We start from the raw sequence: 23,196 nt of genomic DNA on the forward strand, positions 1-23,196 counted from the left end.
TTTTGATTATGAAGGAATTTATTTCAGATTTTAACAAACTTGTCAAGCTGAGGCTTACGCTTACAGTTGTGTTCTCCGCATCGATATCATTTTTGATAGGTGCAACACAGCAAGGTGATATCATCTGGTTTAATTGGGCGTTATTGACCATCGGAGGGTTTTTGGTAACCGGAGCAGCAAATGGATTTAATGAGATCATCGAACGTGATCTTGATAAATTGATGAAGCGTACCGAAGACAGACCACTTCCAGCAGGAAGAATGACCACAGGACAAGCTTTAATATTAAGCGTGTTCATGGGTATTGCAGGAACGTTGATTCTCGTAGAATTGAATTTTATAGCAGGATTACTTTCTGTATTTTCAATCTTCCTATATGCGTTTGTCTATACTCCATTAAAACAGAAATCTCCAATTGCAGTTTGGGTTGGAGCAATCCCAGGAGCATTGCCGCCACTGATCGGATATTATGCCGCTTTCCAATCCGCAGGATTTGGATTAGCATATGCCGAAGTCAGTGAAGCAGCAGTTGTTATAACTCCGCTAGTATTATTCACCATCCAATTCTTTTGGCAGTTCCCACATTTTTGGGCAATTGCTTGGGTAACGGATGAAGATTACAAAAGAGCAGGATTTAGGTTGTTGCCAACGACGAAAACGGATAAATTATCAGCATGGTTTATTTTTATCTCATGCGTATTGATGATCCCGGTTGGTTTTCTACCGATGTACTTTGGTATAGGAGGATGGGTCTTCACGCTATTATCGTTAGCTGGAGGATTGTTGTTCACCTGGTACGGATTTCAACACTTACAGAAAATGGAAGTAAGTACAGCAAAGAAGATAATGTTTACTTCATTTGCATATTTGCCCCTTACACAATTGGTGTTGTTGTTTGATTTTATACCTTTTAAATAAAAAATGGATTTACAGATTGCAATGGATAAGCAAGAGTTGTATAATGAAGAACTACTAAAATCAAGAAAAGCAAAGAAATTTAATCTTTGGCTTGGGATGATTGGTATGTTCATGATGTTTGCAGCTTTGACGAGTGGATTTATAGTGTATACTGCAAGTGGTGTAGATAAAGGGATAAAAACTATTTTACCTCAAGTATTCATCTACAGTACAGCAGTGATAGTTTTGAGCAGCATTACCATGCATTTAGCTTATAAAGCGGTAAAATCTGCCCAATTATCAAAACAGAAAACATTTTTACTGATTACTATTGTATTAGGTATTGTGTTTTTCTTTTTACAAGTAGAAGCGTGGTCAGTATTGTTCAACAGAGGGATTACTTTTGTCAACAGCAATGCATCACAATCGTTCATTTACGTATTTACAGGCTTACACTTGGCCCACATCATAGCCGGAGTATTGGTGTTGGTTAGATGTTATATCGGAGCGTTGAAAAACATTCCCTTGGATAACAACATTTTCCGGATGGAACTTGCCTCTATATTCTGGCATTTTCTAGATCTATTATGGATATATATTTATGTTTTCTTACTTTTGAATCAATAACAGTAAACAATGAGTACAACAGTATCGCAATTGGATAAGGTAAAAGAAGGACCTTGGAGCGGAGGTAAATCACCTTGGAACCTAGAGTATGGTAAAATCATGATGTGGTTTTTCCTAGTATCAGATGCATTTACATTCTCTGCATTCTTGATTTATTATGGTGCTCAGAAATATGCACAGCCTACTTGGATTGATGCGGATAAAATCTTCCAATCTATCCCTGGTATCGCTGAATCTGGTCAACCACTAGTTTTCGTAGGTATCATGACCTTTATTTTGATTATGTCTTCCGTTACGATGGTACTTGCCGTTGAAGCAGGACATCGAAATTCTAAACATGAAGTCGTAAAATGGATGTTATGGACAATCTTAGGTGGTTTGATGTTCGTTGGATGTCAAGCAATCGAGTGGAGCCACTTACATCATCAAGGATTTTGGTTTGGTCGTAACCCTGCAACTGGTCTGACAGATCCAAACGCAATCGTAGAGGCACTTCAACCTTACTTTACTAAAGATATTTCTTATACAGCAGCGCTTCAATTCTCCAATTTGTTCTTTACCATTACGGGTTTCCACGGATTCCACGTATCAATTGGTATCCTATTGAACATTATTGTATTGTGCATGACTTTAAATAATACCTTCGAACACAGAGGATCTTATTTAATGATTGAAAAAGTTGGTTTGTATTGGCACTTTGTGGATTTAGTGTGGGTATTCGTATTTACATTCTTCTACTTAATCTAATTATTAAGAAATTTTAAAACTATCGAACATGAGTAATCACGATCATATAGAAGGCCACGATGCGCAAGCGCATGGCGAAGGAATGGATAAAAAACGTATCTGGACCGTATTTTTTATTCTATTAGCTTTAACAGCATTAGAGTTCTTAATCGCTTTAGGTTTTGTTCATCACTGGGGAATCATCCAAAAAGGAACAGTATTGAACATCATTTATATTATCCTAACGTTAATTAAAGCATATTATATTGTGGCATTCTTTATGCACTTAAAATTTGAAAAATCAGGTTTTATTTTGACCGTAGGGATTGTCTTTATCTTCATTATCTATTTCATCGTATTGATGATGATAGAAGGTGGACACCTAAACGATTCTTTTACACATCAACCGATTTTTCCTCATAAATAAACATATATGAAATGAGTAAAAATACTCGTTCAAAGAATATATCAAAATTAATAATCCTGGCACTCGTTCTATTTGTGCCAGGTTTTTTATATATACTGGTCAATAAAATGGGCTCCAATGAGTACCTTAAACTGCCAGTATTCGGCGAAAAAAAGCTGTCTGGTGAAATGAGGCGCGTGATGGGGAGAGAAATCCCCGATACGATATTTCATCAATTAAAGCCAGTAGAATTCATCAACTACGACAATAAGCCAGTAACACTGTTGGGAAATGATAGCTCGGTATCGGTAGTACATCTTTTCTATACCAGAGATCAAGGATTGTCAAAGCAATTGGTTCATGATATGAGCGCAATCGCGACGCGATTTAAAGAAAACCCCAAAGTACAGCTGTTCTCAGTGTCTGTAGACCCTCATGATACAGCTGAAGATCTCAAAAAATTCATTGAACCTTACAAAAAAGGAATGAGCTCACATTGGTATGTCGTAAACAAACCCAGTGTCGACATCTTTGAATTTGCCCGATCTTCCATGTTGATCGAAGCCATGCCTGTTGAAGGGGATAGCACCAAATTTATCATCAGCAATCAATTTGTATTGTTAGACTCTGAAAAGAGGATTAGAGGCTTTTATGATATCAGCCTGCGTTCAGAGTTGGATAGATTGGAAGATGAAATTAAAGTACAATTAGTTGAAGAGGTTAGAAATAACCCATTAAAAGTAGAGAGGAAGTAACATGGCAATGACCGAAGAAGAAAAAAAATATAAAGGGATTATCTGGACATTATCGATAATTATCCCACTAGCCGTAGCAGCATTATTTGGAATTAATTTGCCAAAAATGGGATATGATGTAGAACCATTAAGTTTTTTACCTCCCATTTATGCCACTATCAATGGTTTGACAGCAGTTTGTTTAGTGATTGCAGTCTCAGCTATTAAAAGAGGAAATGTGAAACTGCACGAAAACCTGATTAAATTGTGCATGGTCTTCTCTTCTCTATTTCTGATTATGTATGTGGGATATCACATGACTTCAGAATCAACAAAGTTTGGAGGAGAAGGAGCCATTCGATATGTGTATTATTTCATTCTTGTGACGCATATCATTTTATCCATCATTATTATTCCATTCGTATTATTTACTTTTGTTAGAGGGATAGCAGGAGCGTATGAACGCCACAAAAAGTTAGCAAGAATAACTTATCCGATGTGGTTATATGTTGCTGTAACTGGAGTGATCGTTTATTTAATGATTTCTCCGTATTACGCTCATTAATAAATGGAGATATGAAAAAAGTATGGATTTATCAGGCTGATCGTTTTTTCACACAACCTGAAGTACAAGAAGCACAAGCAAAATTAGATGCCTTTGTCGAGGAATGGACTGCCCATGGAAGTCAATTGGCAGGAAAAGCTGAGATTAAATACAATCTGTTTGTGGTATTGACAGTTGATGAAGAGGTTGCTCAAGTCACAGGATGTTCAATAGATAAATCCGTTCGCATTCTTAAAGAATTGGAAGAACAGCTGAACATAGGTTTGTTCAATCGCACATTAATCTCTTATCGAGATAATGAAAATAACATCCAATTGGTTTCAAGAGATGTTTTCGAAGCGCTTTGTGAAGAAGGTGAAGTGAATTCGGATACCATTGTATTCAACAACCTAGCCCAAACGGAAGCCGATTATCAAAGCAAATGGGAAATTCCTTTGAAAGATAGTTGGCATGCAACTGTCTTCAAATAGAGACTGACAAAAATATAAAAGCTAATGCCATTCTGTAACAGGATGGCATTAGCTTTTATATATACGATTATTTTTTATCGATACTTAATTTACCAGGACCCATAACAGCGAAAGCAATATAAACCACCATAAATTCGATTGCATGGGATGCTCCGGAAAGACCATCTCCTTTCGCTAAGTGGTTTGCAGTTGCAACAAACATCGTAATGGCCAGTATTATAGCTGCCGGCCGAGTCCATAATCCTAACATCAATAACAATGATCCTACGGTTTCTGCTAATCCAGCTGAAAAACCAAACACTGTAGGCATAAAGTCTATACCAAGATTCTGCATAGATTTTCCAATTGCAGTCCATTTTTCCTGACCTCCCATTAATTTTGGCAAACCGTGAAATGCAATCATCGTCAAGCCGAATCCAATCCGGATGATCAAAAGTCCTAAGTCAATTTTTGAATTTTTCATATCGTTTTATTAATAAGTTTAGATCAGCGAAAATAGATAATTCTTAAAAAGTAAAAATTACCATACATCAAGATGTGAAAAAAAATGTATTTTTTTTAATTTTTTAAAAGGTTAATTCATGAAAATGTTCTAAGAAATAGCAGAATACTTCAATTTGCGTTATCTTTGTTCTCTAAGCTGAAAAAGCTCAATATTTTACATTAATTCTAGATCAATTGGATATATTCAGTAAACAACGTTATACGATTACATCGGCACTTCCGTATGCCAATGGTCCATTACATATAGGTCACCTTGCTGGTGCTTATATCCCAGGCGATATCTTCGTGCGATTTTTAAGACTAAACAATAAAGATGTTGTTTATGTATGTGGCTCAGATGAGCATGGAGCAGCTATCACTATAAAAGCAAAAAAAGAAGGAGTTACTCCCAAAGAAATTATTGATAAATACAATCAACAAATTAAAGATAGTTTTGAGCAATTCGGTATATCATTCAATATATATCACCGTACGTCAGAACCTATACATCACCACCTTTCGCAAGAATTCTTCTTAAATCTTTATGAAAAAGGAGAATTTATCGAACGTTACTCCGAGCAATACTATGATGAAGAGTACCATCAATTCCTTGCTGATCGCTATATCGTAGGAACATGCCCTCATTGCGGAAATGAAGGCGCATATGGGGATCAATGTGAAAAATGTGGTACCTCATTAAACCCTACAGACCTAATCAATCCAAAATCAACACTGAGTGGCAAAGCTCCTATTTTGAAAGAAACCAAACACTGGTACTTGCCTTTGGACAAATATCAACCTTGGTTGGAAAAATGGTTGATCGAAGGAAAAAAAGATGAATTGAAATCCAATGTATTTGGTCAATGCCAATCTTGGTTGAAGTCAGGATTGCAACCACGCTCTATGACTAGAGATTTAGATTGGGGAGTAGATGTGCCGTTGGAAGAAGCTGAAGGTAAAAAACTGTATGTATGGCTTGATGCCCCAATTGGTTATATCTCCGCAACAAAACAATGGGCAATTGATGAAGGCAAGGATTGGGAACATTATTGGAAACAACAAGCTAATCCTGAAGATAACTCAACATTGATCCATTTTATTGGCAAGGATAACATCGTATTCCACTGTATTATTTTCCCAGCAATCCTACATGCACACGGAGACTATATTTTGCCAGAAAATGTCCCAGCGAATGAATTCCTGAACTTAGAAGGTGATAAATTATCAACCTCCAGAAATCACGCTGTTTGGTTGCACGAATATTTGGAAGAATTCCCTGGCAAACAAGATGAATTAAGATACATGTTGACTTCAATTCTCCCTGAAACCTCGGACAGTGAGTTCACATGGAAGGATTTCCAAGCTAGAGTAAACAATGAATTGGTTGCTATCTTAGGGAACTTTATCAATAGAGTAATGGTACTTTCTCATAAATACTTCGATGGCAAAGTATTATTGGGTTCTCCATTGACTGAGTCAGACCAGGAAGTACTGAAAGAATTAGCAACATTTCCGGGTTTGATCCAACAATCATTATCACAGTATAGATTCCGTGAAGCATTAGCACAATTTATGAATGCTGCACGTTTAGGAAATAAATACCTAGCTGATGAAGAGCCATGGAAGGTGATCAAGAACGATGAAGAACGAGTAAAAACAGTATTGTTCGTTGCTAGTCAAATCGTAGCCAACTTAGCCCTAATAGGTCAACCATTTTTGCCGTTCAGTAGCACTAAGATTTTCGAAATGTTGAATCTATCAGCAAAAAACTGGGATGAAGCAGGAAAATCAGATTTATTAGAATCTGGTCATCAGTTGGGCGAAACACAATTGCTATTCGAAAAAGTAACTGATGAACAAGTAGAATTTCAGTTGGCAAAACTGGCAAATGCTAAAGCAAGCAACGCTTTGGCAGCACCAAAAGCAGCTCAAAAAGCAAATGTCAATTTCGATGAGTTCATGAAAATGGATATCCGTGTTGGCCGTATCTTAACAGCGGAGAAAGTTGCCAAAACTAAGAAGTTATTAAAGGTGACCATCGACACCGGAATCGATAAAAGAACCGTAGTCTCAGGTATCGCAGAATATTTTACCCCAGAAGAAATCGTAGGTAAGCAAGTTTTAATCCTTGTTAATCTTGAACCACGAGAAATTAAAGGCATACAGTCTCAAGGAATGATTCTAATGGCCGAAGATGCAGATGGAAGACTCGATTTTGTAAGACCATCAACAGATATTTCAGCAGGTAGCATCGTAAGATAGATTACCTAATCAACAAAAAAAGATTCCCTCCGCAAAAACGGAGGGAGTCTTTTTTATAATAGATCTATAATAGTTACATCCCTACAGGGTAATGTCATTAAGTTAAGGGAATTTAACAAACATGCCACACCTACGGCGTTGGTGTTTGTCGCGATTTTCATTTCTATAGATATGGCATGCCTACGGCATTTTACCCCGATGGGGTTAGTTCGCCATGGTTGGTGTCCCCACCTTCCACTGAAAACATTGCAGGTCTCACCACTTGCCTTGGACGATTGGGCAACTGTCTACTATCTTATGTCTTATGTCTACTGTCTACTGTCTTTTCCCCAAATCAGCAAACCTACCAAAAACAAAATTGCCGAAGGCACTACCCATCCCAGCTCATATTGAAAAAATGGAATATGATTCAGCGTAGCAATTGTATCTGCGCTCAGAAGGTTCAATTGTTTGAATAGAGATAGCGTTGCAATAATGGTCGATCCGATCAATGCCAAAACATAAGGTTCTTTGCTTTTTACAAAAGGTCCAAAGAATACCGTGTACAACACCAACGTAATAACAATAGGATATACAAAAGTTAAAATGGGATAAGCAAAGGCTATAATGTTATCTACACCGGTGATCGATAATACACATGAAATAATACAACATACAGTTACCAATAATTTATAGCCAAGTTTTCCATGGGTTAGTTCAGAGAAGAATGATCCAACGGCAGATGTCAGGGCTATTGCTGTCGTTAAGCAAGCCAAAGCAATGCTAATAGCAATGGCAATGGTGCCAAAGGGACCCATAATAGCTCTGGAGATATGGATCAATAATTCAGATCGCTTTATTGACAAATCTTCAACCCCAGATGTTGCTCCTAAATAAATTAATCCACCGTATATAATAAACAAACAAGACGCAGCTAGGATACCCGCTGAAATAACAACTTGATTTTTGGATTTTACAGTAGTATATCCTTTGGAAATAGATGCAGTAATTATAATTCCCGCAAATATAACTGACGCTAAAACATCTAAAGTTTGATAACCATCAACGAACCCTAGCGTAAAGGATTCAGCAGTATTGAGGGAGCTGTCACTATAATCTGCCATGGGTGAAAAAATACCCAAGGCTATAAGAGAAATCAATAAAACCAACAATAAAGGGGTCAGAAAATTCCCAATGATATCCACCACTTTGGAAGGTGAAATGGTTAACAGCCAGGTTACGGCAAAGAAAACAATCGAAGTCCAGATGGGAGCCGAATTTGGGAATGAAGGCAATATGCCAACCTCAAAAGTTGTAGCAGCTGTTCTTGGAATGGCGATCAATGGACCGATACACAACATAATAACAGACCCCAAAACCGGGGACAGAAATTTGTTGATCCTAGAACCCAAGTCTTGAAATGATTCCCCTGAATTAACAACAGAAAGAATTCCAAAGAATGGAAGTAATATTCCAGTAAGTCCGAATGCAAGGATGGTTATCCAGACGTGGTCTCCAATTTGAATTCCAATATATGGGGGTAGTAATAGGTTTCCAGCTCCAAAGAACATGGCAAATAAGGCGAATCCGATCGTAACGATATCTCTAGTTTTCTTCAAAATAATATTAGTAAAATATGTCAATTAATTGTTTGGCTTCCTTTACGTCGTGCACCCTGAGGATTTGAACCCCTCTTTCTAGTAGTAGCGTATTGAGTGCTATTGTTCCTGGCAGGACTTCAACAGGTTTTAAACCTATTTTTTTATAAAGCATAGATTTCCTTGAAATTCCTCCAAGGATTGGTAATCCAAAATAATGCAGTTCGTTGACCCGCATTAGCAACTCGTAATTCTGGTCGATGGTTTTGGCAAAGCCATAACCAGGATCCAAGATGATGTCCCTTACACCTAGATCTCTAAGCTTTGAAACTTGATGGCCTAAACTCTCAGCAACATCATTTACAACGTCTTCATAGTCTGTCAGTTGCTGCATGGTGGCAGGTGTACCTCGCATATGCATCAGGATATATGGAACTTGTAATCTTGCTACAGTGTCAAACATGTTCTCATCTAAAGTTCCACCAGAAATATCATTGATGATATGTACTCCCGCTTGAACGCATGATTCAGCAACATCAGCCCGAAAGGTATCAATGGATAAAACAACATTAGGGTTAGATTGATGGATGGCTTCGATAAAAGGTATAGCACGGTCCATTTCTTCTTGTGCTGAGATTTCCTGAGCACCCGGACGGCTAGAATATGCACCTATATCAATCATGTCTGCACCTTCAGCTATTAGTTTTTCAGCATGTAACATGGCTGATTCTAGAGAACTGTGCTTTCCGCCGTCAAAAAATGAATCGGGCGTAAGATTCAGAATGCCCATGACTTTTGGCGTCTCAAAGGTCATAAGTTTGGAGCCTATTTTGATGCTTTGGCAAGAAACAGGTTGAAAAACCGACATGTATATTAGATTAATAAAAAAAATAAGGCTGCAAATTTTATTTGCAGCCTCCAAAATAAGTTTTTTGTGTCTACTTTACAACTAGAACACCATCAGCGACCAAAGAAATATCTTTTCGGGGTTTGTTGATTTTAGCAATTTCCTCTTTGCTCTTGCCCATATCTTCAGCATAATGCTTTTGCCATTCAACTGTTGTTTCCTTTACTTTTGCTTTTCCTTCCAAAACAACAGTTTTACCGATCAGGTCTTGAGGAACAAAGTATCCATAGTCCGTAAATCTTACCATGATAGGCTCTTTGTCAGCTTCTCTCTTTAAGGTCAAGAAACAACCTTTTTTGGTACAAACCTGAACAACCTCACCTTCAACTTTTCCGTTGAAAGTATCTTTTCCTTCAAGAGCTTTTTCTAATTGTTTTACAGAGATAGCTCCTTTTTTGTCAACTTTTTTACCGTAAGTCACACCAGCTTTTGCCGGTTGGATAGATGACTGCGCATTGCTAATGGCTACAAAAGCAAAAACACAGATTAACATGGAGATAAACTTTTTCATATTTATTTTCTTATAAATTCGAATTTACCACTTGGGTCTAATTTCATGATGGTAGATGCAGTGCCATTGGCAAGCTCTTGCTGCTCGAATTTCACAACATAATCAACACCATTTATTATTTCTTCTGAAATTTCAGAGAAATTCCTTGCCGAAGGATCTCCGCTGATGTTTGCCGATGTAGAAACAATTGGCTTGCGAAATCTTTGTAATAGCTGCTCACAAAATGGATGATTTACAATCCGAATACCAATAGATCCATCGTCAGCAACCACGTTCTCAGCTAAGTTCTTTGCATTTGAATAAATAATAGTGAGCGGTTTATCAGTGGCCTCGATCAATTCATAGGCTACTTCAGGAACCTCTCGCACATAACTGCTCAATTGGTTGTCATTGCCCAATAAAATAATCATGCTCTTCCCTTTATCACGACCTTTTAAAGCAAAGATTTTCTCTACAGCATCGGGATTGGTTGCATCGCAGCCTATACCCCAAATCGTATCCGTAGGATATAAAATCAATCCCCCTGACCGCAGTGTCTCCAAAGAACTGTTGATGTCTTCCTTATCAATAAATGGCCTGTGCATGATCTATTACTAAACAGCAACATTGTGGTCACGAAGCGCATCATTCAATGATGTCTTCTTATCTGTCGATTCCTTGCGTTGGCCAATAATCAATGCACATGGTACTTGATATTCTCCTGCAGGGAATTTTTTGGTGTATGACCCTGGGATAACAACTGATCTAGAAGGAACAAAACCCTTGTATTCAATAGGCTCAAAACCTGATACATCAATAATTTTTGTAGATGCTGTCAATACAACATTAGCACCCAAAACCGCTTCTTCCTCAACACGAACTCCTTCAACAACAATAGCTCGGGAACCAACAAATACGTTGTCTTCGATAATAACTGGAGCAGCTTGAACTGGTTCCAAAACTCCGCCAAGACCAACGCCACCACTTAAATGTACGTTTTTACCTACCTGAGCACATGAACCAACAGTAGCCCAAGTATCTACCATAGTGCCTTCACCAACATATGCACCAATATTTACGTAAGATGGCATCATAATAACGCCTTTTGCCAAATATGATCCATAACGAGCTGATGCACCTGGAACAACACGAACGCCTAATTCTTTGTAATTAGTCTTAAGCTTCATCTTGTCATGGTAAACAAAAGGGTCGTTCTTGATCACTTCCATGTTCCGAATTGGGAAGTATAGGATTACAGCTTTCTTGATCCAATCATTAACATACCAAGATTCACCTACTGGCTCTGCCACACGAAGCTCTCCTTTGTCCAAATGTTGGATTACAAACTCAATAGCTTCGTAATACTCTTTATATTCTAATAATTGTCTGTTCTCCCAAGCTTCTTCAACTAATTTCTTAAGGATTGTGGAATCTATCATGATATTCTTTAAACTAAATTTTAATTCATGACAAATATGAAGAATTTTAATGATAAGTAAGTTACCACAAGGGTAATATATTAAGAAGATATGACTATTTTTGTAGGATGGCAGAGGCAGCAGAGAAATTACGCATCGATAAATACCTATGGTCAATCCGCATCTTTAAGACTCGAAGTCTGGCAACTGAAGCTTGTAAAGCAGGACGTGTGAAATTGAATGGTCAAAATGTAAAACCTTCCGCAATAGTTAAGGTAGGGGATACTTATGCGATTCAGAAAGGAATAGAAAGAAAAGTTGTCAAGGTCATTGGCTTGCTGGAGCGAAGGGTTGATGCCAAAACTGCCGCCCAATTTTATGAGGACCAAACACCGGTTGAAGATACCTATGCATATAAATCTTCGTTCCATGCTCCAGTATTAAAAAGAGACCGTGGAACAGGTAGACCAACTAAAAAAGATCGTAGAGAAATAGATGAATTGAAAAGCGATTGGTGGGACGATGAAGAACATGATAACTAGATTTGAATTTAAGAAATTAGTATTTACATCCTTATTTTTAATAGCATTGATTCTTCACGGATCAACGGCTTGGGCTACCAATGCAGTTAGTCCAAAGGATTCTATAGAACGTGAACTAAATAAAGTTTTAGGGCGAAAGATCGAATTCGAAAAAGAAAAACTGATGAAGATCTTTGATATCAAGGAAAGGTTGAGACTGATGCAAGCTCCAACCGACAAATATCAACTGTTGGAAAAACTGTATTTAGAATTTCGTACTTATCAAATCGACTCCGCCATATTTTATGTCAATGAAAATAAAAAAATAGCCAAACAATTAAATGATCCGATCTTACAGAATGAAGTGGACATTCAATTGGCTGGTTTATATTCTTCTGCAGGAAGATTTATTGAATCTAACCAAATATTAAAGGGAATTCCAAGGCAAAGCCTTTCCAGCGAGCAAGAAGCAGATTACTACCGTGCATTTTCAGATTTCTATTCTCACTATGGACAAAGCACCAACCATTATCAATATTTCACCCAAAGTGAAGTGTATAGGGATTCATTGCTGAATGTCCTGCCAAAATCTTCAGAAGAATACAGGATCAATTCCGCAACCAGAGCATTGTTCGGAAATAACTTCGATAAAGCAGAATCTGAATTGCTTCAACTGTTAAATGAATATAAAGACCCTCAACACGAACGTGCGGTTATCGCTTATCTTTTGGGGTTACTATACAAGAATAAAGGAGATCAAGATAAAGAAATCTATTATTTGGGCTTGTCCGCAATAACGGATATTAAGAATACCGTAAAAGATAATGCTTCCTTACAAAGCTTGGCACTGGTCTATTTTGAGCGAAATGAAATCGATAAAGCCTATTTATTTATACAGCAGGCTATGGAAGATGCCTTATTCTGTAATGTGAGGTTCAGAACGATTGAAAACTCTTCTTTTTATCCTATCATTAACTCTGCATTTCAGGAGAAAGAACAGGCCAATAAAAATCAGTTAAAGAATTTCTTGTATACCATTTCTTTGATGTCAATATTGTTGCTCGTTGCATTTATTATTCTTTATATGCAGATGAAGCGACTGAAAAAAACAAGACAGGATTTAAAAACTCTGAACACCGAACTGCAAGGATTGAACGGACAATTGTTGAAAGTAAACCAAGACCTTCAAGAATCCAATCATATCAAAGAAGAATATATGGCTCAGTTCTTTGAACTATGTTCTGCCTATATAGATAAATTAGACAATACACGAAAAGGAATTCTAAAGAAAGTTTCCAATAATCAAATTGATGATCTGACCAAAGAGTTGAAATCTCAGGATTTCATCAAAACTGAGCTCGATGATCTATATCACAACTTTGACGTAATCTTCTTGAACCTTTATCCAACCTTTATCCAAGAATTCAATTCGCTCCTCAAACCCGAAGAACGGTTGACCTTGAAACAAGATGAACTCTTGAATTCTGAACTTAGGATTTTTGCGCTCATAAGATTGGGAATTTCAGATTCTACCAAAATCGCAAGGTTCTTACGCTACTCCTTACGCACAGTTTATAACTACCGTGTTAAGGTTCGAAACAAAGTTTTAGGTACCAAAGAAGACTTTGATGAGCAAATAAAAGAGATAGGTAACCTAAAGTACTAGAAAAAGCCTTTACTTTTTTTCAATTTAAAAGCGCTTAAACACTTGTTATTCAGTGTTTATTGGTTTACTATGGTTACTTTTTTGATTTTGCACTTTACAAATGCTTAATAAACCTATAACACCTCCTTAACTTTGAATTGGGAAGTTCAGAATAACCTGAATTATTTTATTAATCTAATAACTGATTATAAGTCGTATGAAACTTTTTACTAAAGTTAGTATCGGTCTTTGCCTCTATTTGGTTTCCATTTTTTACAGTCTGGCATTTGCGCAGGGTGGGATTAGAGTTACCGGAAAGGTTATGGACGAAGCCAGCAATGAACCTATTATTGGCGCTACAATTACTGTTATCGGAGGGACACTTTCAACATCAACGGATAACAATGGTGCATTTGTGTTAGACAATGTGCCTTCAAATTCAAAACTTCGTGTTTCTTATCTGGGCTATAACAGCCAAGAAGTAATCGCTCAGCCTACGGAGATGACGATTTCGTTAATTACATCCACCAATACATTGGAAGATGTGGTTGTCATTGGTTATGGTTCCGTGAAAAGGAAAGATGTGACAACGGCAATTTCATCTGTATCATTGGATGACATTAACGAGCGTCCGATTGTCAACGCCAATCAAGCTATCCAAGGTAAAGCAGCAGGGGTAACCGTGTCGCAACCATCTGGTGCTCCAGGTGGCGGAACATCAATCCGAATCCGAGGTACAACATCATTTAATGGTAGTAATGACCCATTGTATGTAGTAGATGGAGTGACTGTCGATAACATCAACTTTTTGTCTCCAGGTGATATCGCAGATATGCAAGTATTGAAAGATGCTTCTTCTGCAGCTATCTATGGGTCAAGAGCTGCAAATGGGGTGATTTTAATTACGACCAAACAAGGTCGTGTTGGTAACCCAAAAATTACTTTAAATGTATTGGCAACTCAAAACAGAGTGACTAATTCCATTGAACCTTTAAATACTGCACAGTATAAGGAATTGATGGATGAAATTGGTGCTGTCAATCTACCAGGTAATTTAACTGACCAAACAAATTGGTTTGATGAAACTTTCGCAACCGGTAACACTCAAGATTATCAATTCTCTGTTTCTGATGGATCCGAAAGAATTAAATATTTCCTTTCTGGTGGTTATATCAATGATAAAGGTATTATCAAATCTACTTTTTACAAACGCTATAATTTCAGAGGAAATATCGAGAATAAAGTTAGAGATTGGTTAACGATCAATGCTAATATCTCTTACGCAGATTATAATGGAAATGGAATGGTTGAAGGCCTTGGATCGAATAGAGGTGGTGTTGTTCTTTCAGCAATCAATACACCTACTTATGCTCCAATATGGGATCCTTTCAATCCAAAGCAGTACTACAATAATTTTTACGGTTTAAATATTAACAGTCCTTTAGAGAATTTAGCGACTACAGGAAACAATAGAAACCGTGAAAATAGATTGATAGGGTCAGGATCAGCAACCATCCATATTCTTCCAGAATTGAATTTCAAAACGTTGTTCGCTATTGACAGAAGAAATGCCTTTTCTTCCACTTTTTTAGATCCATTGTCGACCTCTTGGGGTAGAAACCAATACGGTGAAGCTACAGACAATAGAAATATGAATACCGTATTGACATTTGATAATGTATTGAATTACAGTAAATCATTAGATAAACATACGTTTGAAGCTATGGCTGGTTCTTCATGGTTAAGCTCCAACTATACCAACAGCTATATCATGGGATCCCACTTTAGAAATGACCTTATTGAAACATTAAATGTAGCCAATCAGATTTCTTGGACAGGTACAGGGTCATCAGCTTCAGATTGGGCCATGATGTCCTATTTCGGTCGTCTTTCATACAATTATGATGGCAAATACCTGATTACTGCTAACATAAGAACAGATGGTTCTTCAAAATTGCATCCAGATTCTAGATGGTCAACTTTCCCATCTGTATCAGCTGCATGGAGAATTTCTTCCGAAGAATTTATGAAAGATGTGACATGGATCAATGACCTTAAAATTCGCGGTGGTTGGGGACAAACTGGTAATCAGTCAGGTATTGGAGATTATGCTTATTTGCAGAGGTACAATATTATTCGTTCTCCATGGTTCGAAGAAGGAAAAGAACATGATGTTCCAGCTATATTCCCTGTCAATCTTAGAACAAAAGATTTAGGATGGGAAAGGACTAAACAAACTGGTGTAGGCTTGGACTTCACAGGTCTTAACAATCGCTTGACAGTTAATCTTGATTATTATTATAAAAACACTACCGACATGCTCATGTATGTTTCATTACCTGGTTCTGGGAATATTTCAGAAATACAAAGAAATGAAGGCGAAATGACGAACCGAGGTTTTGAAACAAATATTAATGCAGATATATTAAAAGGTGAAGTAGAATGGACATCGACGTTCAATATTTCCTTCAATAGGAATAAATTCACCAAACTTGCTTTGAAACCTGTTTATTACGACGCAAAAACTACTGACTATGTAAATGATTATGTAGTAAAAAATATGCCTGGACGACCAGTAGGAGGGTTTTATGGTTATGTTAGCCAAGGAGTAGATCCTGAAACAGGAAACATGATTTATGCTGATTTAAATAATGATGGTAAATTATCTCCAACAGATAGGACTTACATCGGTGATCCAAATCCAAACTTTACATTCGGCTTTACCAACAACATATATTACAAAGGGTTTAATCTGAATGTATTTATCCAAGGAACCCAGGGTAACGATATCTATAATGTATCGAGAATGGAAATGGAAGGAATGTACGATGGTAAAAACCAATCTACTAGAGTCCTTCAACGTTGGAGAGTGCCAGGACAAGTTACCGAAGTACCTAGAGCAGGATATGATATGAAAAATTCATCTTACTTCGTTGAGGATGGAAGTTATATCCGCTTGAAAAATATTTCATTATCCTACAATATCAAAGCTCCAGTATTGAATAGGCTTGGAATCAATAAATTAGCACCATTTATATCTGCAAGCAATCTAATTACGCTAACAAAATACACAGGTATGGATCCTGAGGTAAACCAATGGGGTAATTCAGGTAGAGTTCAAGGTTTGGATTGGGGTACATATCCTCAAACTAGAGCTTTTGTCTTTGGATTAAATATGGAGTTCTAAGTTTTAAAATAATGAAAACAATGAAAACTAAATATATAATGAATATGATAGCCCTACTAACGGTTGCTGTCATATCAAGTTGCTCTCTTAATAAAGATCCATTAGCTGATTATTCAGATGTTACGGAAGGGGTTATAAATGAAGAGGGACAAAGGGTGGTGTTTAAAGATAAGGCTGCTGTAGATACTTACATGCAGGGTTTATATAATATTTTGCGCGACAGACAAGAGCACTGGTATCTAGATCAACTCCTTATTTCAGAGTCGCATTCTGACAATGCTTATGCAGGAACAACAGGTGCGGAGGTATTGCCTTATGAAAATAACAGTATTGAAGGATCAAACTCAGTAGTAGAACGCGACTGGATTCGTTACCTGGAAGATGTGGCCCGTGCCAATATTTTGATTGTCAATGTAGATTCTGTAAATGACAATTCCTTAACGACTGCACTTCGTAAACAGTATAAAGCAGAAGCGAAAATCTTAAGATCGCTGATCTTTTTTGATATGGTGAGATTATGGGGTGATATTCCTGTCGTAACAAATGTCGGTAGAGATATTACTTCAGAGAACATCGAAGAAGTATATGATGATTATTTCCCTGACCAAAAAACAGAGAAAGAAGCTTATGAGCAAATTGAAAAAGATTTGTTGGAAGCTATAGTAGATGCACCATCAAATAATTCAGCTAATAAAACAAGATTTTCAAAATCTGTGGCTAAAGCTCTTCTAGCAAAAGTATATGCTGAGAAACCTTTGAGAAACTATGCTAAAGTTGTTCAATATGTAGATGAATTGGCGGCGGATGGTTTCGATCTAGAAGAAGATTATAAAACACTTTTTGGAGTCAATGAAGGAAACGCAGATGCACTTAAAAGAAACAGCAAGGAATCCATTCTGGAGACTCAATTTTTCTCAGGATCTGGTAACTGGGTAACTTGGATGTTCGGTCGCGACCTTTCCAACTACAACAGCAACTTTACTTGGGCAAAATGGATAACACCTTCAAGAGATTTGATCAATGCCTTTACTAGAGAAAATGATCAAATCCGCTATACTGAGTCTATTGTATATTATCAGGCAACTTGGAGCAATTATTACCCTGCTAGCAACTATCCATTTATGTACAAAACTCGTTCAGCTTACAGCAATATCATAAAACTGCGTTATGCCGATCTTCTGTTATTGAAAGCTGAAGCGTTGATCAATGGAGATTCTCAAAATCTGACTGCCGCAGCAGAAATTATCGACAGAATCCGTCAACGTGTGAAACTTCCTAGATTAAGCAATGCAACGAAAGCGAACAAAGAATCCATGTTGACTGCATTATTAAATGAAAGAAGATTAGAGTTGGCATTTGAGGGACAAAGATGGTATGACTTGGTAAGATTGAATAAAGTTGAATCGGTAATGAATGCCGTTTTTGCGAAAGATTCTGGGAGAAAGGCGCTAGTTTATCCTTTCAATGAAAATTCCTATCGTCTTCCGGTACCTCAAAGTATTATTGATGAGAATCCTAAAATTGTACAAAACCCTGGTTATTAATCTTATAAACTATGAATAATTTAAAAAAATACATATTTGTTGCAAGCTTGTTCTCTTCGATCTTGACGGCATGTGGCAATGATAATATCAGTGGTGGTGATCCTATTGACCCAGTTGAACCAACTTCAGGTGATGTGATGATCTATACCACTACTGGTTCTTTAAGTCATGATTTCAAAAAATCTTTCCTAGATTTTTCGAAAACAACCAATATGGGAACCAAAACCATTAAAATTGACGAGAGTAAAACTTATCAAACAATGGATGGATTTGGGGCAGCAATTACCGGATCAACAGCATATAACTTGCTTAAAATGGAAGCTGCTGACCGTACAAAATTCTTGAAAGAAACCTTCTCAACGACTGAAGGGATGGGACAAAGCTATATCCGTATCGCCATCGGATGTTCAGACTTCTCATTATCAGAATATACACTGGCAGATAAACCAGGTATCGAGAATTTTGCCCTGCAATCTGAAGAATTAGATTATGTAATTCCTGTTATAAAGGAAATCTTGGCTATCAACCCCGACGTAAAAATCATGGGTTCACCTTGGACTCCTCCAAGATGGATGAAGGTTAATAACTTAACCGATTTAAAGGCTTATGATTCTTGGACAGGTGGTCATTTAAACCCGAAATACTACCAAGATTATGCAACTTATTTCGTGAAGTGGATTCAAGCAATGAAAGGTCATGGAATCGATATCTATTCCATCACTACTCAAAATGAACCATTGAATGATAAGAATTCAGCTTCTTTGGTGATGTTCTGGAATGAGCAACAAGCATTTGTAAAAAATGCATTGGGTCCAAAAATGAAAGCTGCCGGATTAAAAACAAAAATCTATGCGTTCGATCATAACTACAACTATGACGATATGCAGGAACAACAGGATTATCCAATCAAGATTTTTGAAGATCCTGCTGCGGCGGCATATTTCGCTGGTTCAGCTTACCATAATTACGGTGGCGACAAAGCTGAGTTGCTAGATATTCATGCCAAAGCTCCAAACAAAGAAATTGTGTTCACTGAAACTTCTATTGGAACTTGGAATGATGGCCATGCACTAGGAAAAAGATTGTTGGAAGATATGCGTGAGGTAGCGCTAGGAACTGTCAACAATTGGAGTAAAGCGGTAATTGTTTGGAATCTGATGTTGGATTCTGAAAGAGGGCCTAACCGTGAAGGTGGTTGCCAAACTTGTTATGGTGCAGTAGATATCAGCAAGTCTGATTATAAAACAATCCGTAAAAATTCGCACTATTATATCATTGGCCATATGTCAGCAGTTGTAAAACCTGGTGCTGTACGTATTGGTTCTGAAGGATATACAGATGCTGGATTAGCATACGCTGCATTTAAAAATACCGATGGTACTTATGCATTTGTAATCGCAAATTCAAATGGAAGTAATTCTAGAATAGTTATTGAGGATGGGAAAAATCATTTCAGTTATGATGTCCCTGCAGGTTCTGTTGTTTCTTATTCTTGGAAAAAATGAAAAAATTAGTCAATTATTTAACCTTATCAGTTCTTTTTACACTTTTATTTTCTTGTAAAGAGGATGAATTAATAGTGCCTTATGGCGCTGGCGAACCTACAATTGAAATTGTAAAATTGCCGACCGCATCACTGTTTGGGGATAGCTTGCAATACACAGTGAATGTAGCAGACAAAAGTGTAGATCTATCTACTCTAAAAGTTCAGCTATTGTTTAGTGAAGAAGTCGTTTCTGAAAAAACTATTCGCACTAAAGATGCCGGTGAATACTCAGGAAAATTGTTTGTACCATTCATGAAAAATATTCCGAATGGAACAGCCGTTTTGAAATTTACCTTGCAGAATGTGCAAATGGTCAATAAAGTCGAAGAAAAAGTATTAACACTTTCTATACCTGACTTCCCGTATTTGAACTTTATATCGGAAGGGAAAACCTATAGAATGAATAAAGTTGCTCCAAATAAATATGAAGTAACTGATGAGTTTCTAATGAAGGCACCAGGTTATATAGAATCGCCAGTAGTTGGGGAATTTGGAAATAAAATTCAATTCGGTTGGGAAAATAAAGCAGTTACACAAGGTATAAATGCCGTAATTCCTTTCTCAAATTCTTTTGATGGACAATACACCATTTCTTTCAACACCTTGACCTATGCTGCCTCGCCATTTATTCGTTATGCAATCAACGATACAGATATGGAAATGGTTGCCGATGATCTTTACGCTGTTGATTTAACAGTTGCTAAAGATGAAGAACTCGTGTTTGAAGGTATTCCTAACTTAAATGAGTGGTTCATTGATGAAGATTATTTCCGCAAAGATGGTGACAAGTATTTATCGAATGTAATTTCTGGTAAGTACCGTTATATTGCCAATTTTGCTAAGAAATCGATCAAAGTTGAGGCTATGAATGGAGATGCTCTACCTCGATTAAATGCTGATGGAACCGGTGCAATCTGGATTATCGGTGAAGGAATTGGACAACCTACAGTTGCTGACAACCAAGTTGGTTGGAACCCTGACAATGCATTGTGTATGGCACCAATGGGAGGTAAGAAATACCAAGTTACCGTAGTAGCAGGACAGTCTATCAATACCGATAACATCAACTTTAAGTTCTTCCATGAAAAAGGATGGAACGGTGAGTTCAGAAATACAGACCTTACTACTACAAGCGATGTTGTCCTTGTTGGTAATGGTACAAATGGTAGAGATCCAGGAAACTTAGGTCTGGTAGCTGGCAAAAAACTAGATGCTGGCGCAACTTATGTATTTGTTGTAGACCTTTCTGAAGGAAACAATAAAGCAAAACTTACAGTTACGAAAAAGTAAAAACAAACTAATAGATTGGGTAATTAGGGGTGGATAAAGGCGTTTCCACCCCTTTTTTGTTTTTTATGATTTTATCGCGTTCTTTGTTTTACTAAACAGAATCTAAATATGGGTAAAAGTGCTTTCTTCTTGATTATTCTAATTTGTATGATGATGAAACCAATTATTTCAAATGGTCAGCCATCTCCAAAACCAAAATTTGTTTTAGCAATTCATGGTGGTGCTGGCACGATCCTTAAAAAGAACATGACCGATTCCTTAGAAAGGGCCTATATAGAAAAATTAACAGAATCATTACAGGCAGGTTACGATCAGATAAAACAGGGCAAGTCTAGTCTGGATGCTATTGAGGCTGCGATTCATGTCATGGAAGATTCTCCACTTTTCAACGCTGGTAAAGGAGCAGTATTCACAAATCAAGGTAAAAATGAACTAGATGCAGCTATTATGGATGGATCTAACCTGAAAGCAGGGGCAGTGGCTGGAGTGACAAGTATAAAAAACCCTATTTCTGCAGCCAGAGCTGTCATGGACAAATCAGAACATGTTATGATGGTGGGCAAAGGCGCCGAAGAGTTTGCGGCAAAGAATGGCATTGAGATCGTAGACACGCAATACTTCTGGACGGAACAACGTTGGGATGGACTTCAACGAGCTTTGAAAAGAGATTCGGAAAGGGCAGAATTAGACCATGACGATAAACAAGCTTTCTTGCCGCCTTATAAAGACGAAAAATTTGGAACTGTAGGTTGCGTTGCGCTCGATCAACATGGCAATCTAGCGGCAGGAACATCAACAGGAGGAATGACCAACAAGAAATTTGGAAGAGTAGGTGATGCCCCAATAATCGGAGCTGGTACATATGCTAATAATGAAACAGTTGCTATCTCATGTACAGGATGGGGCGAATTTTTTATCCGTTCTGTTGCCGCATACAACGTGTCTGCAAAGATGAAATATGCCAAACTGGACATAAAGGACGCTTCACAACAGGTAATTGATGAAATCGGAAAATTAGGCGGTGATGGCGGAATGATCGCTATTGATAAAAACGGTGAAGTCGCTATGCCATTCAATACCGAAGGAATGTACCGCGGAACGGTGACAGCAGATGGAAAAATAACCGTAGAGATTTATAAATAAACTGCTATTCAGGGATTTTATAATAGTTCAAATATCGAGCAATGCTGTTTGCTCTTCGATTAACGTAATTTGATGGTCTTCTGGCATCCCATTTCTGCGGACTTGGCAAAATGGCAATGATCAATGCGGCTTCCTTTTTAGTCAAGCTTTTAGCTGATTTATGGAAATAATACTGAGCAGCAGCTTCTGCACCATAAACTCCCTGACCAGTTTCAATGACATTCAAATAGACCTCAAGAATCCTTCTCTTACTCCAAAATACTTCTATCAATACCGTAAAATAAGTTTCCAATCCTTTCCTTAACCAAGATCTCCCTGGCCATAAGAATACATTTTTGGCAGTTTGTTGACTGATGGTGCTTCCCCCACGTAATCTCTTGCCTTCTTTATTTTTCTCAAATGCTTCTCGGATAGCCTTTGTGTCAAAACCATTATGCGTCATAAAGTGAGCATCCTCACCTGCTAAAGCCGCTTTCTTAAGGTTATTGGACATATCCTCATAATCCAACCATTGCCGTTCCAGTTTCCAATCTTTTCCATCGGCTTTTCTTTCAAAGCCTCGTTTTAGCATCAAATAAGTTATTGGAGGGTTGGTGAATCGCAAGGCTATTACCCAAAGGATGGTCAATACAAAAAAAGCAATCAATCCACGGATTACCCAAGGAAGTACTTTTGTTTTTAAAATACTGCCGAAGGATGATTTGGTTTGTTTCTTCTTGTTCTTTGTGGGAGAACGCTTGATTGCCATTACAATGAAAT

The 23,196-nt window shown here is 37.4% G+C and carries 22 protein-coding genes; 15 read left to right on the forward strand and 7 right to left on the reverse strand.

The genetic code is table 11. The features are described 5' to 3' along the window. The first annotated feature begins 8 nt into the window (after positions 1-8). The 7 genes from cyoE to CRT24_RS19405 are packed head-to-tail and all read left to right on the forward strand — an operon-like array spanning position 9 to position 4,424. A complete protein-coding gene (cyoE, locus tag CRT24_RS19375) occupies positions 9-917 on the forward strand; it encodes a heme o synthase (protein ID WP_099372744.1) in 909 nt (302 codons plus the stop codon). Between the two features lie 3 nt (positions 918-920). Further along, complete coding sequence (locus tag CRT24_RS19380) at positions 921-1,523, forward strand: cytochrome c oxidase subunit 3 (protein ID WP_257214101.1); 603 nt, start codon at positions 921-923, stop codon at positions 1,521-1,523. 9 nt (positions 1,524-1,532) lie between these two features. Further along, on the forward strand, positions 1,533-2,270 hold the full coding sequence (locus CRT24_RS19385; protein WP_099372745.1) for a cytochrome c oxidase subunit 3: 738 nt from the start codon (positions 1,533-1,535) through the stop codon (positions 2,268-2,270). A 28-nt stretch (positions 2,271-2,298) separates the two neighbouring features. Further along, a complete protein-coding gene (locus CRT24_RS19390) occupies positions 2,299-2,676 on the forward strand; it encodes a cytochrome C oxidase subunit IV family protein (protein WP_099372746.1) in 378 nt (125 codons plus the stop codon). An 11-nt stretch (positions 2,677-2,687) separates the two neighbouring features. Continuing rightward, entirely contained in the window at positions 2,688-3,410 is a 723-nt protein-coding gene (locus CRT24_RS19395; protein ID WP_099372747.1) for an SCO family protein, read from the forward strand. Positions 3,411-3,417: 7 nt separating this feature from the next. Beyond that, positions 3,418-3,954 carry a DUF420 domain-containing protein gene (locus tag CRT24_RS19400; RefSeq protein ID WP_257214102.1) on the forward strand — a complete coding sequence of 179 codons (537 nt, stop codon included), beginning with the start codon at positions 3,418-3,420 and terminating at the stop codon, positions 3,952-3,954. Positions 3,955-3,965: 11 nt separating this feature from the next. Then, on the forward strand, positions 3,966-4,424 hold the full coding sequence (locus tag CRT24_RS19405; protein ID WP_099372749.1) for an ABC transporter ATPase: 459 nt from the start codon (positions 3,966-3,968) through the stop codon (positions 4,422-4,424). A 67-nt stretch (positions 4,425-4,491) separates the two neighbouring features. Here the strand turns inward: CRT24_RS19405 and CRT24_RS19410 are convergent, their stop codons facing one another. After that, the gene (locus CRT24_RS19410) at positions 4,492-4,887 is read right to left on the reverse strand and encodes a DoxX family protein (protein ID WP_099372750.1); all 396 of its coding nucleotides are present in this window, start codon (positions 4,885-4,887) and stop codon (positions 4,492-4,494) included. A gap of 203 nt (positions 4,888-5,090) precedes the next feature. Here CRT24_RS19410 and metG point away from each other — a divergent pair, with 203 nt between their 5' ends. Further along, entirely contained in the window at positions 5,091-7,169 is a 2,079-nt protein-coding gene (gene metG, locus CRT24_RS19415) for a methionine--tRNA ligase (RefSeq protein ID WP_144034619.1), read from the forward strand. Positions 7,170-7,477: 308 nt separating this feature from the next. Here the strand turns inward: metG and brnQ are convergent, their stop codons facing one another. The 5 genes from brnQ to CRT24_RS19440 form a co-directional block, all read right to left on the reverse strand. Then, positions 7,478-8,767, reverse strand: coding sequence for a branched-chain amino acid transport system II carrier protein (gene brnQ / locus CRT24_RS19420; RefSeq protein ID WP_099372752.1), 1,290 nt, complete (start codon positions 8,765-8,767; stop codon positions 7,478-7,480). Positions 8,768-8,774: 7 nt separating this feature from the next. Beyond that, a complete protein-coding gene (gene folP, locus CRT24_RS19425; RefSeq protein ID WP_099372753.1) occupies positions 8,775-9,614 on the reverse strand; it encodes a dihydropteroate synthase in 840 nt (279 codons plus the stop codon). Positions 9,615-9,684: 70 nt separating this feature from the next. Then, complete coding sequence (locus CRT24_RS19430; protein WP_099372754.1) at positions 9,685-10,164, reverse strand: DUF4920 domain-containing protein; 480 nt, start codon at positions 10,162-10,164, stop codon at positions 9,685-9,687. 2 nt (positions 10,165-10,166) lie between these two features. Beyond that, on the reverse strand, positions 10,167-10,748 hold the full coding sequence (locus CRT24_RS19435; RefSeq protein ID WP_099372755.1) for an L-threonylcarbamoyladenylate synthase: 582 nt from the start codon (positions 10,746-10,748) through the stop codon (positions 10,167-10,169). Between the two features lie 9 nt (positions 10,749-10,757). Continuing rightward, positions 10,758-11,582, reverse strand: a complete 825-nt coding sequence (locus CRT24_RS19440) for a 2,3,4,5-tetrahydropyridine-2,6-dicarboxylate N-succinyltransferase (RefSeq protein WP_171017523.1) — start codon at positions 11,580-11,582, stop codon at positions 10,758-10,760. A gap of 107 nt (positions 11,583-11,689) precedes the next feature. Here CRT24_RS19440 and CRT24_RS19445 point away from each other — a divergent pair, with 107 nt between their 5' ends. From CRT24_RS19445 to CRT24_RS19475, 7 genes are all read left to right on the forward strand, one after another. Next, the gene (locus tag CRT24_RS19445; protein WP_099372756.1) at positions 11,690-12,103 is read left to right on the forward strand and encodes an RNA-binding S4 domain-containing protein; all 414 of its coding nucleotides are present in this window, start codon (positions 11,690-11,692) and stop codon (positions 12,101-12,103) included. Then, positions 12,093-13,748: a DUF6377 domain-containing protein gene (locus CRT24_RS19450; protein ID WP_144034620.1), complete on the forward strand. Its 1,656-nt coding sequence runs from the start codon at positions 12,093-12,095 to the stop codon at positions 13,746-13,748. The genes CRT24_RS19445 and CRT24_RS19450 overlap by 11 nt, the downstream gene beginning before the upstream one ends. Positions 13,749-13,944: 196 nt before the next feature. Next, positions 13,945-16,914 carry a TonB-dependent receptor gene (locus CRT24_RS19455; protein WP_099372758.1) on the forward strand — a complete coding sequence of 990 codons (2,970 nt, stop codon included), beginning with the start codon at positions 13,945-13,947 and terminating at the stop codon, positions 16,912-16,914. A 20-nt stretch (positions 16,915-16,934) separates the two neighbouring features. Further along, positions 16,935-18,458 carry a RagB/SusD family nutrient uptake outer membrane protein gene (locus CRT24_RS19460; protein WP_099372810.1) on the forward strand — a complete coding sequence of 508 codons (1,524 nt, stop codon included), beginning with the start codon at positions 16,935-16,937 and terminating at the stop codon, positions 18,456-18,458. Between the two features lie 11 nt (positions 18,459-18,469). Continuing rightward, the gene (locus CRT24_RS19465; RefSeq protein WP_099372759.1) at positions 18,470-19,963 is read left to right on the forward strand and encodes a glycoside hydrolase family 30 beta sandwich domain-containing protein; all 1,494 of its coding nucleotides are present in this window, start codon (positions 18,470-18,472) and stop codon (positions 19,961-19,963) included. After that, positions 19,960-21,294, forward strand: coding sequence for a DUF5125 domain-containing protein (locus CRT24_RS19470; protein ID WP_099372760.1), 1,335 nt, complete (start codon positions 19,960-19,962; stop codon positions 21,292-21,294). The genes CRT24_RS19465 and CRT24_RS19470 overlap by 4 nt, the downstream gene beginning before the upstream one ends. Before the next feature lie 108 nt (positions 21,295-21,402). Beyond that, positions 21,403-22,437 carry an isoaspartyl peptidase/L-asparaginase family protein gene (locus CRT24_RS19475; RefSeq protein ID WP_218962668.1) on the forward strand — a complete coding sequence of 345 codons (1,035 nt, stop codon included), beginning with the start codon at positions 21,403-21,405 and terminating at the stop codon, positions 22,435-22,437. 4 nt (positions 22,438-22,441) lie between these two features. Here CRT24_RS19475 and mtgA read toward each other — a convergent pair whose 3' ends face one another. After that, complete coding sequence (mtgA, locus tag CRT24_RS19480; RefSeq protein WP_099372761.1) at positions 22,442-23,185, reverse strand: monofunctional biosynthetic peptidoglycan transglycosylase; 744 nt, start codon at positions 23,183-23,185, stop codon at positions 22,442-22,444. Positions 23,186-23,196: the final 11 nt, after the last annotated feature.

The organism is Sphingobacterium sp. 1.A.5 (genome assembly GCF_002734235.1).
GTDB lineage: Bacteria > Bacteroidota > Bacteroidia > Sphingobacteriales > Sphingobacteriaceae > Sphingobacterium > Sphingobacterium daejeonense.

Excerpts from the sequence above, each read along its gene's own strand:
- CRT24_RS19430 (WP_099372754.1), bottom strand. The coding sequence starts at position 10,164 with ATGAAAAAGTTTATCTCCATGTTAATCTGTGTTTTTGCTTTTGTAGCC.
- folP (WP_099372753.1), bottom strand. The coding sequence starts at position 9,614 with ATGTCGGTTTTTCAACCTGTTTCTTGCCAAAGCATCAAAATAGGCTCC.
- CRT24_RS19470 (WP_099372760.1), top strand. The coding sequence starts at position 19,960 with ATGAAAAAATTAGTCAATTATTTAACCTTATCAGTTCTTTTTACACTT.
- CRT24_RS19385 (WP_099372745.1), top strand. The coding sequence starts at position 1,533 with ATGAGTACAACAGTATCGCAATTGGATAAGGTAAAAGAAGGACCTTGG.
- CRT24_RS19465 (WP_099372759.1), top strand. The coding sequence starts at position 18,470 with ATGAATAATTTAAAAAAATACATATTTGTTGCAAGCTTGTTCTCTTCG.
- CRT24_RS19455 (WP_099372758.1), top strand. The coding sequence starts at position 13,945 with ATGAAACTTTTTACTAAAGTTAGTATCGGTCTTTGCCTCTATTTGGTT.
- CRT24_RS19410 (WP_099372750.1), bottom strand. The coding sequence starts at position 4,887 with ATGAAAAATTCAAAAATTGACTTAGGACTTTTGATCATCCGGATTGGA.
- CRT24_RS19390 (WP_099372746.1), top strand. The coding sequence starts at position 2,299 with ATGAGTAATCACGATCATATAGAAGGCCACGATGCGCAAGCGCATGGC.
- cyoE (WP_099372744.1), top strand. The coding sequence starts at position 9 with ATGAAGGAATTTATTTCAGATTTTAACAAACTTGTCAAGCTGAGGCTT.
- CRT24_RS19400 (WP_257214102.1), top strand. The coding sequence starts at position 3,418 with ATGACCGAAGAAGAAAAAAAATATAAAGGGATTATCTGGACATTATCG.
- CRT24_RS19405 (WP_099372749.1), top strand. The coding sequence starts at position 3,966 with ATGAAAAAAGTATGGATTTATCAGGCTGATCGTTTTTTCACACAACCT.
- mtgA (WP_099372761.1), bottom strand. The coding sequence starts at position 23,185 with ATGGCAATCAAGCGTTCTCCCACAAAGAACAAGAAGAAACAAACCAAA.
- CRT24_RS19380 (WP_257214101.1), top strand. The coding sequence starts at position 921 with ATGGATTTACAGATTGCAATGGATAAGCAAGAGTTGTATAATGAAGAA.
- CRT24_RS19445 (WP_099372756.1), top strand. The coding sequence starts at position 11,690 with ATGGCAGAGGCAGCAGAGAAATTACGCATCGATAAATACCTATGGTCA.
- CRT24_RS19475 (WP_218962668.1), top strand. The coding sequence starts at position 21,403 with ATGGGTAAAAGTGCTTTCTTCTTGATTATTCTAATTTGTATGATGATG.
- CRT24_RS19435 (WP_099372755.1), bottom strand. The coding sequence starts at position 10,748 with ATGCACAGGCCATTTATTGATAAGGAAGACATCAACAGTTCTTTGGAG.
- CRT24_RS19450 (WP_144034620.1), top strand. The coding sequence starts at position 12,093 with ATGATAACTAGATTTGAATTTAAGAAATTAGTATTTACATCCTTATTT.
- CRT24_RS19395 (WP_099372747.1), top strand. The coding sequence starts at position 2,688 with ATGAGTAAAAATACTCGTTCAAAGAATATATCAAAATTAATAATCCTG.
- CRT24_RS19440 (WP_171017523.1), bottom strand. The coding sequence starts at position 11,582 with ATGATAGATTCCACAATCCTTAAGAAATTAGTTGAAGAAGCTTGGGAG.
- CRT24_RS19460 (WP_099372810.1), top strand. The coding sequence starts at position 16,935 with ATGAAAACTAAATATATAATGAATATGATAGCCCTACTAACGGTTGCT.